This is a genomic window from Polynucleobacter sp. (assembly GCF_040400325.1).
Taxonomy (GTDB): domain Bacteria; phylum Pseudomonadota; class Gammaproteobacteria; order Burkholderiales; family Burkholderiaceae; genus Polynucleobacter.
Genome location: NZ_JBBAQK010000010.1, coordinates 67699 through 83657, shown reverse-complemented (window position 1 = coordinate 83657; position 15959 = coordinate 67699). Strand labels below are relative to the sequence as shown.

Annotated in this window: 13 protein-coding genes, 1 tRNA gene and 1 pseudogene; 3 read left to right on the top strand and 12 right to left on the bottom strand. The window is 45.2% G+C overall.

Annotated elements, in window-relative coordinates; genetic code table 11:
* Positions 1-9 precede the first annotated feature (9 nt).
* Positions 10-795, bottom strand: coding sequence for a tRNA glutamyl-Q(34) synthetase GluQRS (gene gluQRS / locus ABWP14_RS08755; RefSeq protein ID WP_353202599.1), 786 nt, complete (start codon positions 793-795; stop codon positions 10-12).
* A 167-nt stretch (positions 796-962) separates the two neighbouring features.
* On the opposite strand from gluQRS, the gene dnaE reads away from it, so the two are divergent.
* On the top strand, positions 963-4580 hold the full coding sequence (gene dnaE, locus ABWP14_RS08750) for a DNA polymerase III subunit alpha (protein WP_353202583.1): 3618 nt from the start codon (positions 963-965) through the stop codon (positions 4578-4580).
* Between the two features lie 10 nt (positions 4581-4590).
* Here dnaE and ABWP14_RS08745 read toward each other — a convergent pair whose 3' ends face one another.
* The 3 genes from ABWP14_RS08745 to ABWP14_RS08735 are packed head-to-tail and all read right to left on the bottom strand — an operon-like array spanning position 4591 to position 7272.
* Positions 4591-5724, bottom strand: a complete 1134-nt coding sequence (locus ABWP14_RS08745; protein WP_353202582.1) for a glycosyltransferase family 9 protein — start codon at positions 5722-5724, stop codon at positions 4591-4593.
* A gap of 10 nt (positions 5725-5734) precedes the next feature.
* Positions 5735-6514, bottom strand: coding sequence for a glycosyltransferase family 2 protein (locus ABWP14_RS08740; RefSeq protein WP_353202581.1), 780 nt, complete (start codon positions 6512-6514; stop codon positions 5735-5737).
* On the bottom strand, positions 6511-7272 hold the full coding sequence (locus ABWP14_RS08735) for a glycosyltransferase family 2 protein (RefSeq protein WP_353202580.1): 762 nt from the start codon (positions 7270-7272) through the stop codon (positions 6511-6513). Before ABWP14_RS08735 ends, ABWP14_RS08740 begins: the two co-directional genes overlap by 4 nt.
* Positions 7273-7282: 10 nt before the next feature.
* On the opposite strand from ABWP14_RS08735, the gene msbA reads away from it, so the two are divergent.
* Positions 7283-9046 carry a lipid A export permease/ATP-binding protein MsbA gene (gene msbA / locus ABWP14_RS08730; protein ID WP_353202579.1) on the top strand — a complete coding sequence of 588 codons (1764 nt, stop codon included), beginning with the start codon at positions 7283-7285 and terminating at the stop codon, positions 9044-9046.
* On the opposite strand, the gene rng is transcribed toward msbA, so the two are convergent.
* The 8 genes and pseudogenes from rng to ABWP14_RS08690 all read right to left on the bottom strand — a co-directional run bounded on the left by rng (position 9043) and on the right by ABWP14_RS08690 (position 15698).
* Positions 9043-10506: a ribonuclease G gene (rng, locus tag ABWP14_RS08725; RefSeq protein ID WP_353202578.1), complete on the bottom strand. Its 1464-nt coding sequence runs from the start codon at positions 10504-10506 to the stop codon at positions 9043-9045. The two genes, msbA and rng, sit on opposite strands and share 4 nt — an antisense overlap.
* On the bottom strand, positions 10503-11129 hold the full coding sequence (locus ABWP14_RS08720) for a Maf family protein (protein WP_353202577.1): 627 nt from the start codon (positions 11127-11129) through the stop codon (positions 10503-10505). Before ABWP14_RS08720 ends, rng begins: the two co-directional genes overlap by 4 nt.
* Positions 11122-11565: a 23S rRNA (pseudouridine(1915)-N(3))-methyltransferase RlmH gene (gene rlmH / locus ABWP14_RS08715; RefSeq protein ID WP_353202576.1), complete on the bottom strand. Its 444-nt coding sequence runs from the start codon at positions 11563-11565 to the stop codon at positions 11122-11124. Before rlmH ends, ABWP14_RS08720 begins: the two co-directional genes overlap by 8 nt.
* Before the next feature lie 33 nt (positions 11566-11598).
* Positions 11599-11985: pseudogene (rsfS, locus tag ABWP14_RS08710) on the bottom strand (ribosome silencing factor); the annotation flags it as partial.
* Positions 11986-12030: 45 nt separating this feature from the next.
* Positions 12031-12720: a nicotinate-nucleotide adenylyltransferase gene (locus tag ABWP14_RS08705; RefSeq protein WP_353202575.1), complete on the bottom strand. Its 690-nt coding sequence runs from the start codon at positions 12718-12720 to the stop codon at positions 12031-12033.
* Positions 12717-13628, bottom strand: coding sequence for an oxygen-dependent coproporphyrinogen oxidase (gene hemF / locus ABWP14_RS08700; protein WP_502930166.1), 912 nt, complete (start codon positions 13626-13628; stop codon positions 12717-12719). Before hemF ends, ABWP14_RS08705 begins: the two co-directional genes overlap by 4 nt.
* Positions 13629-13679: 51 nt before the next feature.
* Positions 13680-14957: a phosphoribosylamine--glycine ligase gene (gene purD, locus ABWP14_RS08695; protein ID WP_353202574.1), complete on the bottom strand. Its 1278-nt coding sequence runs from the start codon at positions 14955-14957 to the stop codon at positions 13680-13682.
* A gap of 21 nt (positions 14958-14978) precedes the next feature.
* Positions 14979-15698 (bottom strand): YebC/PmpR family DNA-binding transcriptional regulator, encoded by a 720-nt coding sequence (locus ABWP14_RS08690; RefSeq protein WP_353202573.1) that lies wholly within the window; start codon positions 15696-15698, stop codon positions 14979-14981.
* A gap of 151 nt (positions 15699-15849) precedes the next feature.
* Here ABWP14_RS08690 and ABWP14_RS08685 point away from each other — a divergent pair.
* A tRNA-Leu gene (locus ABWP14_RS08685) sits at positions 15850-15934 on the top strand.
* Positions 15935-15959 lie beyond the last annotated feature (25 nt).

Genomic DNA, 15959 nt, shown 5'->3' with positions numbered 1-15959 from the left:
GGAAAGTCCTTAAGCTTTCCATGCATGAGTAGCCGCTAGCAGCCACTCGGCAATCGTGATGTTTTCACCATCTGGCAATTGCCCTAACCCTAAATGTTTTGCTGCTTTACGCAATTCGGCAAGTGCTGCTTTCGCATTTTGCGTCTGAATGGGTGTGGCTAAAGTTTGTTTACTCAGTTTTTCACCATGCTCCTCGAGTACTAAAGGTAGATGCAAATACTGGGGAGTGGGCAATCCCAAAACATATTGCAAATAGATTTGTCTTCCAGTATTACTTAGTAAGTCTTCGCCTCGCACAATATGGGTAATACTTTGTTGCGCATCATCAACTACCACAGCCAGTTGATAGGTAAATAAACCATCATTACGACGAATCACAAAATCTCCTACTTGAGTATTGAGCTGCTGACTTTGTTTTCCTAAGGCCTCATCTACGAATGTCATGTTGCAGTCAGGTGGGAGAGCAAGTCTCCAAGTAAGCTTGGTATTTTTGAGATCTTCTGCGGAATATGTGATGAATTGTTCTGGCCGACAGCTTGCTGGATAAACCATTTCTTGATTACGCGGTGTTTGTATTCCCATTTGGCTTAGGGTGCTTGCAATGGTTTGTCTTGAGCAAGTGCAGGGGTACATCAATTGGATTGAATTGAGCTTTTCGAAGGCTTTTTGATAACCAGCTTGACGTTCTGATTGCCAGGTGACTTCCTCGTCCCAGGATAGGCCACAAGCCAAGAGCTGAGCTTGTATTTGCTGGTCAGCCCCTGTGACGCAGCGGGGAGTATCTAGATCTTCGATTCTGAGTAGCCATTGACCGCCATTTTTTTGGGCATCTAGCCAACTACCAAGGGCTGCACCAGCGATCCTGTATGGAGTGGACCGGTCGGCGAGGGGGCAAATCGCCCGCGGTAGCCTACTGGTTGGGGAGGAGGGTTTTTGATCTTAGACACAGCTAAAATCATCTCATGGCTTTACCCCGTTTTGTTCATCTTCGCCTTCATTCCGAGTTTTCAATTACGGATGGGGTCGTTCGCATAGATGATGCAGTAGCTGCCGCCGCTAAAGACGAAATGGGCGCGCTAGCCCTGACTGATTTAAGTAATTTATTTGGCTTGGTACGTTTTTATACTGCCGCCCGCTCTGGTGGTGTGAAACCCATTGCCGGCGCAGATGTTTGGATTAGTAATCCTCTGGAGCCAGATCAACCCCATCGTTTATTACTGTTAGTACAAAACCATTCTGGCTACTTAAACCTCTGTCAGTTGCTTAGTAGAGCGTCTTTAGATAACCAAACTCGAGGCCGAGCTGAAGTAGATATGACTTGGTTTAGTGAGCCTGCGGCCAAGGAAGAGGATAGGGCAGCCAAGCGTACTTTATCGTTTGGATTAATTGCATTATCTGGTGGTCGAGGTGGAGAAGTGGGTACAGCATTATTGGCTGGTCAAGCTGAACAGGCTAAGCAAGCTGCGCTGCGTCTAAATACACTCTTTCCCAAATCTTTTTACCTTGAAGTGCAGCGTGGCGGTCATCCTCAGGATGAAAAGCAAGTCCAACTAGCTTGTCATTTAGCTAGCGAGCTAGATCTACCAGTCCTTGCTACGCACCCAGTTCAGTTCATGAAAAAGACGGATTTTACGGCCCATGAGGCACGCGTATGCATTGCTGAAGGTGAGTTATTGGGTAACCCACGTCGCCAAAAGAAATTTAATGAAGAGCAATATTTCCTCACTCAAGCAGAGATGGAAAAACGGTTTGCAGATATACCTGTTGCCCTAGCCAACTCGGTCGAGATAGCAAAACGTTGTAATTTATCTTTAGTTCTCGGTCAGCCGCGCTTGCCTGATTTTCCGACACCGCAAGGTGTGACTTTGGATGAATATTTATTAGCGCAATCAGAGGTTGGTTTGAAACGCCATATGGAGCGTAATTTTCCTGATCCAGAGAAGCGCGCCAATGAGCAAAAACGCTATCACGATCGTCTCGTGTTTGAGGTAAAGACGATTGCTCAGATGGGTTTTCCTGGTTACTTCCTGATCGTGGCAGATTTTATTAACTGGGCTAAAAATAATGGTGTACCAGTTGGCCCGGGAAGAGGATCAGGTGCTGGATCTTTAGTGGCTTATTCATTGGGCATTACCGATCTGGATCCTTTGCGATACAACTTACTGTTTGAGCGCTTCTTAAATCCTGAGCGGGTATCGATGCCCGACTTTGATATCGATTTTTGTCAACATGGGCGTGATCGCGTCATTCAATACGTTAAAGATAAATACGGTAAAGATGCAGTTAGCCAAATTGCTACCTTTGGAACAATGGCAGCTAGAGCAGCCATTCGGGACGTTGGGCGTGTACTAGAGCAGGGTTATAACTTTGTCGATGGAATTGCCAAGCTTGTGCCCAATAAGCCAGGTCAATATATGACGATTGATATGGCGAAGAAGGAAGAAAAGCAGTTAGCCGAACGTGAGAAGAATGAAGATGAGGTGCGTCAACTTCTTTCTTTAGCTGAACAGCTAGAGGGGATGACGCGTAACGTGGGTATGCATGCTGGTGGCGTATTGATTGCCCCAGGTCGCCTCACTGATTTTTGCCCTCTATATACACAAGAAACTAAAGATCAGGACAGTAGCTCTGTCATTAGTCAGTTTGATAAAGACGATGTTGAAGCGATTGGCCTGGTGAAGTTTGACTTTTTAGGCCTCACAACACTCACGATCTTGGCTGCTGCAGAGCGAAGCATCAAGGCTTTGCATACTGATCGTCAAGATTGGAGTATGAGTGAAATCCTGCTTGATGATGAAAAGGCATTTGAACTTCTAAAGAAAGCAAATACCGTTGCAGTATTTCAGCTTGAAAGTCGTGGGATGCAAAGCATGCTGCGTGAGGCTAAGCCTGACCGATTCGAAGACATTATTGCTCTAGTCGCTTTGTACCGTCCTGGCCCAATGGATCTAATACCCGATTTTATTGAGCGTAAGCATGGGCGTCAAAAAGTAGAGTACCCAGACCCGCGTATCGAGTCCGTTTTACGTGAAACCTACGGCATCATGGTGTATCAAGAACAGGTAATGCAGATGGCGCAGATGATCGGCGGCTACTCATTAGGTGGTGCTGATATGTTGCGCCGTGCAATGGGCAAGAAAAAGCCAGAAGAAATGGCTCAGCATCGCAAGATCTTTAGTGATGGCGCCAAAGCAGGCGGTATTAGTGAAGCCAAAGCCAATGAGATTTATGACTTGATGGAGCGCTTTGCGGGTTATGGATTTAATAAATCTCACGCTGCTGCTTATGCGCTTTTAGCCTATCAGACTGCTTGGCTAAAAGCGTATCACCCAGCTGAATTTATGGCAGCCAACTTATCGCTTGCCATGGATGACACCGATAAAGTGAAGATTCTGTATGACGATTGCTTAGCAAATCAGATTCGAGTTTTCTCACCGGATATTAATACAGGCGTTTATGAGTTCACTCCTTTACGCGCTCCAGATGCGGCACCAGATTCACCAATAAGCCATATTCGTTATGGTCTTGGTGCAGTGCGTGGTACCGGTGAGGCAGCGATTGAAGCGATTGTCAAAGCCCGTGAGAAGGACGGTCCTTTCAAAGACTTGTTTGATTTCTGTGCAAGAGTTGATCGTCGACAAGTGAACCGTAGGGCGATTGAAGCATTGATGCGGGCTGGCGCATTCGATAGTCTGTATCGAGATAGTCTGGTTGCTGGCGGCAACTTATACGATATTCGTTCCACATTATTATCTTCTCTTGCTAGAGCAATTGAAGCTGCAGAGCAAGCAGAGGCCTCAATTCATCAAGTGAGTTTATTTGATGTGGTTGGTGAAGAAAATCGGCACCTCCCAGAATTAGTTCGTGAGCCCATCTGGTCTGAAAAAAAACGTCTTCAAGAAGAAAAGACTGCACTTGGGCTTTGCTTAACAGGACATATGTTTGATGCCTATCGAGAAGAGACATCACACTTTATTCGCCAATCTTTAGCAAAGATCAGCGAAGGTAAAGACCAATTAGTTGCTGGCATTATCACTTCTGCCCGAATGTTGACAGGCCAGCGTGGCCGCATGATGATTGCTACGATTGACGATGGTACTGCAGCCTTGGAGGTGACCCTCTATAGCGAAGTATATGAACCGAATCGTTCTTGGTTAAAAGAGGATGAGCTATTGGTCGCAAAAGTGAATGTCACGCCAGACAAATTTTCAGGTGGCATGCGCATTGTTTCTGAGGCAGTGATGGATATTACGGGAGCACGGATGCGGTTTGCACGTAATGTGCATGTCTTTATTGATACAGCCATCGATATAAAGATGTTGCGTTCTCAAATTAGTCCATATCTCATGTCAAATCGCGTACATGATCCCAAGTTTGGTTCTGTTAAATCCCCAGCTCTTGGTTCTAATGATGCAGTCAAGGGTTTGATGTTGACGGCTGCTGTCACCACTAGTGGGGGTGCATGCTTAATGCAGTTCCCGGAGGACTTACGGATCTATCCTGATGATGCCTGTCTGCATGGTTTGAGCCAGATTCTGGCCTCTAAGCAAAATAACCCTGTACAAGTTCAGTACCATTAATCTTTGGTATTTATTGGTTTAGGATTTGTTTAGCAGCAGTGATCACTTGACTAGGCTCAAGTAGATCTAAGCACTCACTATGACTATCAGCACGATCCTCACAGCCTGCTTTACGACACGGAACACACTCGCCTGGACCTTGCAGGATAGTGACATTTTCGATAGTTTGAGTTCGGGCGCGTAATTGATAGGGTTGATCGCCAACAAAGCCATTTGGCCAGGGGCCAAAATTTGTTGGTGGAGTTGCTCCAAATAATGCAATCGTCGGGGTATTGCAAGCTGCGGCTAAGTGAGTGATAGAGGTATCAACACCAATATATAAAGCTGCACCACGCAGTAAAGTACCTGCCTGTGGAATAGAGAGCTTCCCAGCAGTATCAATGACTTGCTTACGAGTGGCCTCGTCTAGTAAAGACAGAATATCGTGATTGAGTTGTAAGTCTTGTTTTGCAGAGGAGGAACTCAAGACTACTTGTAAACCTTGTTGAGTCAACCAGGTAATGAGTTGCTGCCAGTATGCAAGTGGCCAGCGTTTATAAGCAGTTAAAGGCCCTGGATGAAGTACTACATAAGCTTGGTTTAACTGGCCTGCAATGACGGGTGTTAACACTTCGTCTTCAGGGGGTGTTACTGAAATCGGCTCTTTAAATATATCATTCGGATTTCTGAAGAACACTTCCAATAGCCGTAGTTTTTCCGCAATTACATGCTGTGCAAAATAATCTACCGTGACGTTATGCATGGAAACAAATTTCTTCCAAGCATTTTGCTTGCCACCACCACCCTTACCTTGTGGATGACCGCCTAAGATACCCACTCGTCTGAATGCTGAGACTAAGCCATATAAGTAGGCACGATCACTAGGTTGGGTAACGATGGCTAAGTCATAGCGCTGAAACAAGCGATTAAAAAGAGTGAGATATTCCGCGAAGCCAGGTCGATCAGAGGTTTCAATGTACTCGCTAATGTCAGGGTTGCCTTTGAGCATATCCAACTTACCTCGATAACCTAGAAAATGAAATTCGGCCTCAGGCCAAAGTTCACGAGCCTTGCTAATGAGTGGGGTTGTTACTAGTACGTCCCCAATTTGCCGAGTAGCAATAAACAATACTTTTTTGGGTTGAATGGAGGAAAAATTCGACATAGCTAATAATTTACATTGCCTTAGCTTGAATCGTGGCGTGCACTTTTCGGGCATTTTCTGCAGCATGACTTTGATCATGAATTTTATGAAACAGATGTAAGACTTCGGTAGACCATGAGCCTGATTTACGCTTTATATGATGACGCTGTAGACGAAAGACAAAGTCAGCATCCTCATGACCCCAACCAGTCATGCCTTCATCAAAGCCATTAATAGCTTCTGCATCCTCTTTCCAGCAGGCCATATTGCAGCCCTTAATGCGACGCCATACAAATTTTCGATAATCGCGCCAGGATCCATTTCCAAGCTTGATTTGTAAGGGCCAATATTTATTAATGCAGCCGCTGAGTCTATAACTTAGCAACTTACTAGCAAACCGTTTGTAATCCCAATTTGGCCAGTTGAGTAATCGCTTCGTGAGACTCTGATCTAAGAGTACGCGACTACCCGTAACGAGGTAGCCCTTTTGAGCTAAGGCACGATGGCGTGCTACATAGTCTGGTTGAACAATGCAGTCGCTATCTAAGAAAATTAAATAGTTTCCATGCGCAACTGCAATAGCTTGGTTCAGGATTTTTGTTTTCCGAAAACCTTGGTCTTCTTGCCAGAGATGGGTCATAGGAATGGGATGGTTAAGCTTGATCTTCTCAATCAGTTGTTTAGTCTCGTCGCTAGAACCATCATCTGCAATGATGATTTCAAAATCCTGATCGGTTTGAGTGGCAAGTGATTCTAGGCAGAGCTTGAGTGCTTGTGGCCAATTGTAGGTAGCCAGTAGAATCGAAATCATTTACCAGCATCCTGATTTAGTTGCCATAACTTCATATAGCGATAGTAGGTACCATGAGCATTAGAAATTGCCAAGGCAAAACCTTGAGGACCATCTAAAAAACCGGCTCGTAGGATATAGGTCCGGATAAAAGCCCACATACCGTGGAGCACTGCTTTGGCTGGGTTACTTTTTTTGCCTTGAGCAAAAGCTTGCTCTGCTGATGCAGTAGAGTAGCGATTAAGCTTGTCTAGTACTTGTGTGTAATTCATAAAGCTATAGTGCAACATAGGGTTCTCTAGCTTGGCTACAGTTCCATTTGGAATGAGGCGCTCATGAACTAGGTCATCCGAAAAGCGGGCAGTACCTCGTTTAAAAAGACGCTCTACATAATCGGGACTCCAGCCTGAATGTCGAATGAAGCGGCCACAGTACCAAGATAAGCGGGGAATGGCGAAGCAGTTCACATGGGCAGAATGGTTGATAGCCGTCAAAATTTCGGATTTGAGGGCTGGGGTGAGTCTTTCGTCCGCATCCAGTGAAAGGACCCAGTCCCCGGTTGCCAAATCCAAGGCGCGGTTCTTTTGGGGGCCAAAACCAGGCCAATCCTTGGGGTAAGCCATCAAGGCACCATAGTTATGGGCGATTTCCAGGGTCCGATCCGTGCTATTCGAATCGACCACTACGATTTGCTGGGCAATCCCCTCCAGGGAGGCCAGACAATCGTCCAAACTTGACTCTTCATTGCGAGTGATGAGTATGACTGATAAGGTGGGCATAATTCATTATATGAATGCTCAAGACCGGACTACCCTAAATCGCTTAATTCAGTATCTCAAACCCCATATTAAGCTCATTATTGGCTCTTTATTGGCTATGGTTGTTGTGGCAGCATCTGAAACATCCATCCCTGCCTTAATGAAGCCATTGCTCGATAGGGGCTTTACTGGCGAGCTGAATAACAAGCTGTGGCAGGTTCCCGTTTTCTTAGTGGGCTTGGCTGTTATCCGTAGTTTGGCGCAGTTTTTCTCGAATTATTTGCTCACCCGGGTCATTAACTCAGTACTCCTTAAATTGCGCGAGCGAATGTTTCATACTCTATTGCGCGCTCGCACTGTTTTCTTTCAACAGAACTCTGCTTCACATTTAATTAATGCTGTCGTATTTGAGGTGAATAATATTCTCACCATTATGGGTGGAATGTTAATTAGTCTGGTGCGCGACTCTTTAACTGTGATTGGTTTGATTGGTTACCTGATCTACTTGAACTGGCAGCTCACGCTCGTGGTGTTAGTGATTTTCCCAATCATTGCTTTCATCATGAGCAAAATTAATCGCCGCTTACGGTCCCTGAATCGCGAACAACAAACACTGACAAGTGAATTAGCCTATATCGTTGAAGAATCTGTTGCAGGGCATAAGATAGTTAAAGTACATGGTGCTGAGTCTTATGAGATGCAGCGCTTTATGGAAAAGGCCCAACGTCTACGCCAATTTGCACTAAAGTCAGCAGTTGTCGGCGGTCTTAATCAGCCTATTACCCAACTCATTGCCTCGATGGCTTTATCAGTTGTTTTGGTGATTGCTTTGATGCAATCAGTCACCCAAGGAACAACGGTTGGAGGTTTTGCTGCCTTTGTTACAGCCATGATGTTAGTGATTTCACCTCTAAAACATTTAGCGGATATTAACCAGCCCTTGCAGCGTGGTCTCACTGCTGCAGAGATGATTTTTGCGTTAATGGACCAACCTTTCGAAGAAGAAGAAGATCGCAAGCTGAATATGAAGCCCCTCAATAAGACTGAGGGCGGTATTCGTTTTGAAGATGTTGGATTTTCCTATCAGCAAGAAGAGGGGCGTCAAGATGCTCTGCGTGGCATTAACCTCAATATTGCGCCAGGAGAGGTGGTTGCATTTGTAGGACCTTCAGGTGGAGGAAAGTCTACTTTAGTCAATTTATTGCCACGCTTCTTTAAACCCACTACAGGACATATCTACTTGGATGACATTCCTCTAGAAGATATTATCTTGGCAGATGTGCGCAAGCAAATCGCCTTTGTTAGTCAAGACGTTGTTTTATTTAATGACACGATAGCTGCTAACGTAGCCTACGGTGCATTTGATGAAAAAGGTATTGATCGTGCGCGAGTTACACAGGCTTTAGGAGCTGCAAATCTGACGGCTCTTATCCAGGAGTTACCGGAAGGAATTGATTCTTTAGTCGGCGATAATGGCAATCGTTTATCAGGCGGTCAGCGTCAGCGTTTGGCGATTGCTAGAGCGATTTATAAGAATGCCCCGATTTTGATCTTAGATGAGGCTACTTCAGCACTCGATTCTGAGTCCGAACGTCAGGTCCAGGATGCTTTAGAGCGTTTGATGGCTGGTAGAACTACCTTAGTCATCGCGCATCGTTTATCAACGATTGAGCATGCTAGTCGGATTGTGGTCTTGGAGCACGGTCAAATTATTGAAAATGGCTCTCATGAAGATTTGATTCAACGCAACGGCCTCTATGCCAGTTTGCACCGTATCCAATTTTCAAATAGTTAACTGAGTACGATATCGTATTGCTCTTGGCGGAAGCTACCTTCTGCCTGAAGTGTTATCGGCTTGCCAATAAAATCACCTAATTGGGCTAAGAATTGATTTTCCTCTTCTAAAAAGAGGTCAATCACATCTGGAGCTGCAACAATCCTAAATTCTCGCGGATTAAATTGGCGATGTTCACGAACAATTTCACGCAAAATTTCATAGCAGATGGTTTGAGGCGTCTTCACCTCTCCCTTACCCATGCAAGTAGCGCAGGGCTCGCAGGTAATATGAGCCAAGGATTCACGGGTACGTTTACGAGTCATCTCCACCAAGCCTAATGCGGAAAAATCACTGATTGATGTCCGTGAATGATCGCGCTCTAGGTTGCGCTTGAGTTCATGCAATACAGATTCTTGGTGATCCTTGCTCACCATATCAATAAAGTCGATGATGATAATGCCACCCAGATTACGTAATCGTAATTGACGAGCAATTGCTTGGGCTGCCTCAAGATTGGTTTTAAAGACAGTGTCGTCTAAATTTCGCGCACCTACATAGCTTCCGGTATTGACATCAATGGTCGTCATTGATTCAGTTTGGTCAATCATGAGATAGCCACCAGACTTGAGATCTACCCTTCGACCCAAGGCTTTATTAATTTCAGAATCAACGTCGAATAAATCAAAAAGGGCGCGTTCGCCTCGGTGCAGCGTCAACTTCCCTAATAAATTAGGCATATATAAACTAGCAAAACCCTTCAGTTTCTCAAAGTTCTCCGCTGAATCAACTCGAATTTGTGTAGTTTCATCGCCAGCAACATCGCGTAGCACTCGTTCTGCCAAACTCAGATCTTGATAGAGTAGGCTTGGTGCAGCATGGTGATTCATCGATTCACGAATGTTTTCCCAGGTAGTGCGTAAGTAAAGCATGTCATGTTGTAACTCGGTATCAGTCGCATCTTGAGCACTCGTGCGCACGATAATGCCGCCCTTTTCATCAGCAGACATCAAGCCAGCTAGACGGACTTTGATTGCCTCACGTTCTTCGGGTTGATCGATCCGCTGTGATACGCCAATATATTTCTCCGTGGCGGTATCACTACCAGATGGTGGTAGATACACCAAATTGCGACCAGCAATACTGAGCTGTGTTGTTAAACGAGCGCCTTTGGTGCCCAAAGGATCTTTTAAAACTTGCACTAGAACTGTTTGCCCTCCAAATAAGAGCTTTTCGATTTGAGCCGTCGGATTGTTTTGAGTAATGTCAGCGACGTGCATAAAGGCTGTACGCTCAAGACCAACTTCAATAAAGGCTGATTGCATTCCTGGTAAGACACGTACTACTTTTGCTAAATAGATATTGCCAACAATGCCACGTTGACGAGTACGTTCAATTTGAAGCTCTTGGACGGCACCTTGCTGAATGAGGGCAACGCGTGTCTCTTGCGGCGTGATATTGATGAGGATTTCTTCATTCATATGCGGGTAACTTGAGCGCGGTCGAGTAGTTGGGTAGTTTCAAATAAAGGTAATCCCATGATACCGCTATAACTCCCTTGAATTGAAGGGATCAATATTGCGCCTAAACCTTGAATGCCGTAAGCGCCTGCTTTACCAAAGGTCTCCCCACTAGCAATGTAGGTATTGATTTGATCGGTACTTAAATTGGAAAATTGGACTTTTGAGACTTGTACTAGAGATATAGGTTGATCGCTCGGGTTCATTGTAAGAGCTACCGCAGTTAATACTTCATGAGTCTTACCGCTGAGCATTGTCAAAATACGGGCAGCATCCGCAGCATCCGTTGGCTTACCCAAAATTTCTCCAGCAGCGCTATTGGGAAGACTGACAGTGGTATCGGCACACAGGATCGGAGCCCATGGTAATTGTTGTTTTTTCCAACGCGCCAGAGCAGCAACACTTTTGGCAATAGTGACACGCTCTACATAGGCCCTTGCTTTTTCATCGGGCAGAGGGATCTCAATGCTCTCGCTATCTTCGCTAGGATCTGGAGCTAGCATTTCAAAGCGCACACCAATCTGTTTTAACAATTCCTGTCGACGGGGGCTCTGGGAGGCTAAATAGATAAATGAATTACTCACGGTGGTAAGGGTGACCTTGCAAAATAGTCCAAGCACGATACAGTTGCTCCACAAGTAAGACTCTGGCCATGGCATGGGGCAGTGTTAGGCTAGAGAGTCGCCATATAGCTTGCGCACCATCTTTCAAGCTAGAATCCAATCCATCAGCACCCCCAATTAAAAAGGTGATATCGAAACCTTCTTGACGCCAGCTGGCTAGTTGAGTCGCTAGATTTTGGGTAGTCTGATCTTTGCCGCGTTCATCTAAGGCAATCACTCTCGAGCCTTTTGGAATGGCAGCGGTAATTTTGAGAGCCTCTTTGGCTGGTGTGAGATCAGGTTTGATCTCTTTGATATCAATACTGCAATCTGCAGGCAAACGCTTGATGTAATCTTGGGTTGCAGTAGTCACCCAGTCTGGCATCTTGTGACCAACCGAAACAATGGTTAAGCGCATAGATCCATCTTGCAATAGAGAGAGGACGGCTTATTCGTCGTCGTCAGATTCACTAGCTTTGACTAGACCTTTTGCACCGGCCAACTTGACGCGTACAGGTTTAGCTCCCCACATGCCTTCAAGCTGATAGTAGGAGCGGAGCATCGGTTGCAAAATGTGGACAACGATGTCGCCGCAATCTACTAATACCCACTCTCCGGTTTCTAAACCCTCAATCGATATCACTTCGCCACCTTTGGCATTGACATCTTCCTTGACTGACATTGCTAATGAGCGAGTTTGACGATTACTAGAGCCAGTTGCAATAATCACGCGATCAAATAATTCGCTTAATTTGGTAGTGTCGTAAACGCGAATATCTTGCGCCTTCACATCTTCTAGTGCATCAATAATGACACGTTGCAGTTTTCGTAAGTCCATAGTTTCTGAGTAATTTATTTTGTATTTAGGATGATCTTAGCCTGATTATTGGTACAGGCCTAGATTTGTAATGATTTGTAGGGTGTGTGATGGAATTTGATCTGCTTCAATCAAATTCCGGTCAGATGTTTTTAGCCGATTTCTAAGGTCCGTTGAGGAAAGGTCAACAGATAAGCTCTCATCAATATAGATGAGGCCATAAGTTGTGGTTTCAAGGGCAATGAGATCTTGGGTTTGATATTCTTGTAAAGCCTGCCTGATTTCAGGGCTCATCTCAGCTGCAAGGTCATAATTTGGTCTACTAGCTACCGCAAAGTTCATGTATTTGAATAAATCTTGCCAAGAATTCCATGTGGGTAGATTAATTAGGGAATCAACCCCAGTTAACCAAATTAAATTGGCTTCAGACCCATAGCATTCTCGTAGGGATTTAGCTGTATTGATGCTGTAACTAGGTCCGGTACGTTCAATCTCGAGACGATCAATACTGATCTTCGTTGAAATCTTGAGTTGTAAGAGCGCTCTTGCTAAATCGATACCAGCTGCTTCAGTTAATTGGAATCGAATTTCTGCAGAGGTGATATCAGAACCTTTTTGCCATGGCTCACCGCTGGGAATCAGTAGAAGTTCATCTAAATGTAATATTGTTGCAAAATGAATCGCTAGCTTGAGATGGCCAATATGCGGCGGATCAAAAGTTCCCCCTAGGATGCCGATTTTCTTCAGAGTGCTCAAGCTAACCAATCTCGTGGCTTGAGGTAATAATCATAGAGCTTGGCCTCAGGCGTTCCAGGTTCAGGCACATAGTTGTACCACCATTGCACCACTGGAGGCATCGACATCAAAATGGACTCTGTACGACCACCAGAGTGCAGGCCAAAGATAGTTCCTCTATCGAAGATGAGGTTGTATTCCACATATCGACCACGACGATATTCTTGGAAAGATTTTTCTGCAGGGGTAAAGGAATCTTGATAGCGGCGCTGCACAATGGGTAAATAGGCATTGATAAACGAGTCCCCAAGCGCGCGTGTCATCGCAAAACTTTTTTCAAAGCCAAGTTCGTTAAAGTCATCAAAGAAAACCCCGCCAATGCCCCGCGGCTCATCACGATGTTTTAAGTAAAAATATTCATCACACCATTTTTTAAAACGCGGGTACAACTCCTTTCCAAAGGGATCGAGCGCATCCTTAGCAGTTTGATGAAAGTGCTTACAGTCTTCATCTACGCCATAGTAGGGGGTAAGATCAAAGCCACCCCCAAACCACCAAATTGGCTCTTTATCTTTTACTTGCGCAATGAAGCAGCGCACATTCATATGGGTAGTGGGTACTTTAGGGTTGTGTGGATGAAAGACTAGTGATACTCCTAGGGCCTCAAAGCTGCGACCAGCCAGTTCTGGTCGGTGGTGAGAAGCAGAAGGCGGCATTTGATCGCCGCGTACATGGGAGAAGCCCACCCCGCCTTTTTCTAAAATATTGCCAGCAGTCAATATGCACGTGCGACCATATCCTTTGAGTTTGCTGTCCTCGGGTTTATGCCATTCATCAGGGATAAAGGCGGCACCATCAAGCCCACTCATGTCATTAGTGATGCGATCTTGTAACCCTAAAAAATAGTCCTTCAGGGTTGTGATATCAATTTGAGTCTGTTGATCTGTCAAGTTCATTTAACCTTTGAGTGAGAGCTTTGATTATTTAATCGCGCGATAGCCAATATCTTTACGATATTGCATGCCGTCAAACTTTATTTGCTCGATAGCTTCATAAGCCTTTTGCTGTGCACCCCTGACTGTATCGGCAAGACCAACCACACACATCACACGACCGCCAGAAGTCACTAATTTTCCATCTAGTAATTTAGTACCCGCATGAAAGGTGATCTGATCTTCAGTGTCTATCGGAACCCCACTAATGACATCACCATTGTGTGGCGTATCTGGATAGTGATGTGCTGCGAGTACAACGCCTAAGGCAGTACGACGATCCCATTCCAAATCTATCTCATTGAGCTTACCATCTACTGCATGATCTAAAGCACTGACCAAGTCACTACGTAGACGTGCCATGATGGGTTGAGTTTCTGGATCACCCATCCTGCAGTTAAATTCGAGGGTCTTAATTTTGCCATCAGGGCCAATCATGAGGCCTGCGTATAAAAATCCAGTGTAGGGAATGCCATCAGACTCCATGCCCTTAACAGTAGGCATGATCACTTCACGTAAAGCACGCGCATGAATTTCTGGAGTGACGACAGGGGCGGGGGAGTAGGCACCCATACCACCTGTATTCGGTCCTTGATCGGCATCTAATAAACGTTTGTGATCTTGACTGGTAGCTAAAGCAAGAACATTTTTACCATCGACAAGCACGATAAAGCTAGCTTCTTCACCGGTTAAGAATTCTTCGATGACGACTCGCGCACCAGCATTACCCAATTTATTATCGGCCAGCATCATATCAACAGCGGCATGAGCTTCTTCTAGACTCATCGCCACTACAACACCTTTGCCAGCAGCTAAGCCATCTGCCTTAACCACAATGGGTGCACCATGAGTCTCAATATAGGTATGTGCCTCAAGTGCACTAGAAAAGGTTTGATAGTTGGCAGTTGGAATGCCATGACGTTTCATAAAGGCTTTAGAAAAATCTTTGGAGGATTCTAGCTGTGCCGCCAATTGTGTTGGCCCAAAGATGCGCAGGCCATTATTTCGAAAGATATCCACGATGCCTGCAGCTAATGGGGCTTCAGGCCCTACAACAGTCAAGTGAATTTTTTCACGTTTAGCAAAATCAACTAGCTCTTGTAAGTCGGTGATAGGAAGGTTTTCAATGCCCGCTGTAGATTGTTTAGCTGTAGCAGTGCCACCATTGCCTGGGGCCACAAATACAGTTTGTACTTGGGGAGATTGGGCAAGCTTCCAAGCAAGAGCGTGTTCTCGTCCGCCAGATCCAATTAGTAGAATTTTCATAATAGAGAGGTTGATGGAGGATTAAAGGGTGGCATTCGTAAAGACTTCTTGAACGTCATCTAAGTTTTCTAGGGCGTCTAATAATTTTTGCATACTCTCTGCTTGATCGCCTTCTAGAGTAATCTCAGTTTCAGGACGCATCGCTACTGTAGCAAGTTCAGCCTTCAACCCGGATTGAGCAATCGCATCTTGTACTTTACTGAAATCAGGAACGGGGGTTAATACTTCTAATGAGCCGTCATCATGGGTAATCACATCATCAGCGCCCGCATTCAAAGCGACTTCCATTAGTTGGTTTTCATTTGCACCGGGAGCAAATAGCATTTGCCCGCAGTGCTTGAATAAGAAAGCAACTGAACCCTCAGTACCCATGTTGCCACCATTTTTATTAAAAGCATGGCGCACTTCAGCGACAGTACGAGTTCGGTTATCAGTTAAACAATCCACAATGACTGCTGCACCATTAATACCATAACCCTCGTAACGAATTTCTTCGTAGTTAACACCTTCAAGTGATCCTGTGCCACGCTGAATTGCTCTTTGTATATTATCGTTAGGCATGTTGGAATCTTTGGCTTTATCAACCGCTAAACGTAAATGTGGGTTGGTAGCGAGATCACCACCACCCAATTTGGCAGCAACAGTAATTTCTTTAATGAGTTTGGTCCAAATCTTGCCGCGTTTTTCGTCTTGACGACCTTTGCGGTGCTGAATATTGGCCCATTTTGAGTGGCCGGCCATGCGGGTAAGTCCTTTTAATAATTTGGCTAGAAGACCTCATTTTAAGGGGTTCTAGGGCAAAGGTAGCAGATTACTACCCAATTTTTGTTACACTCTCATGTCTTAGCAGTACAAAGTAAGAAAGTTAGCAGAATTTCCACTGCAAACACCTGCCTCGGTGATGGAATTGGTAGACGTGCCGGACTCAAAATCCGGTGCCGCAAGGCGTGGCGGTTCGAGTCCGCCCCGAGGCACCACTTAAAATAGCTGAACTGCTCTTGA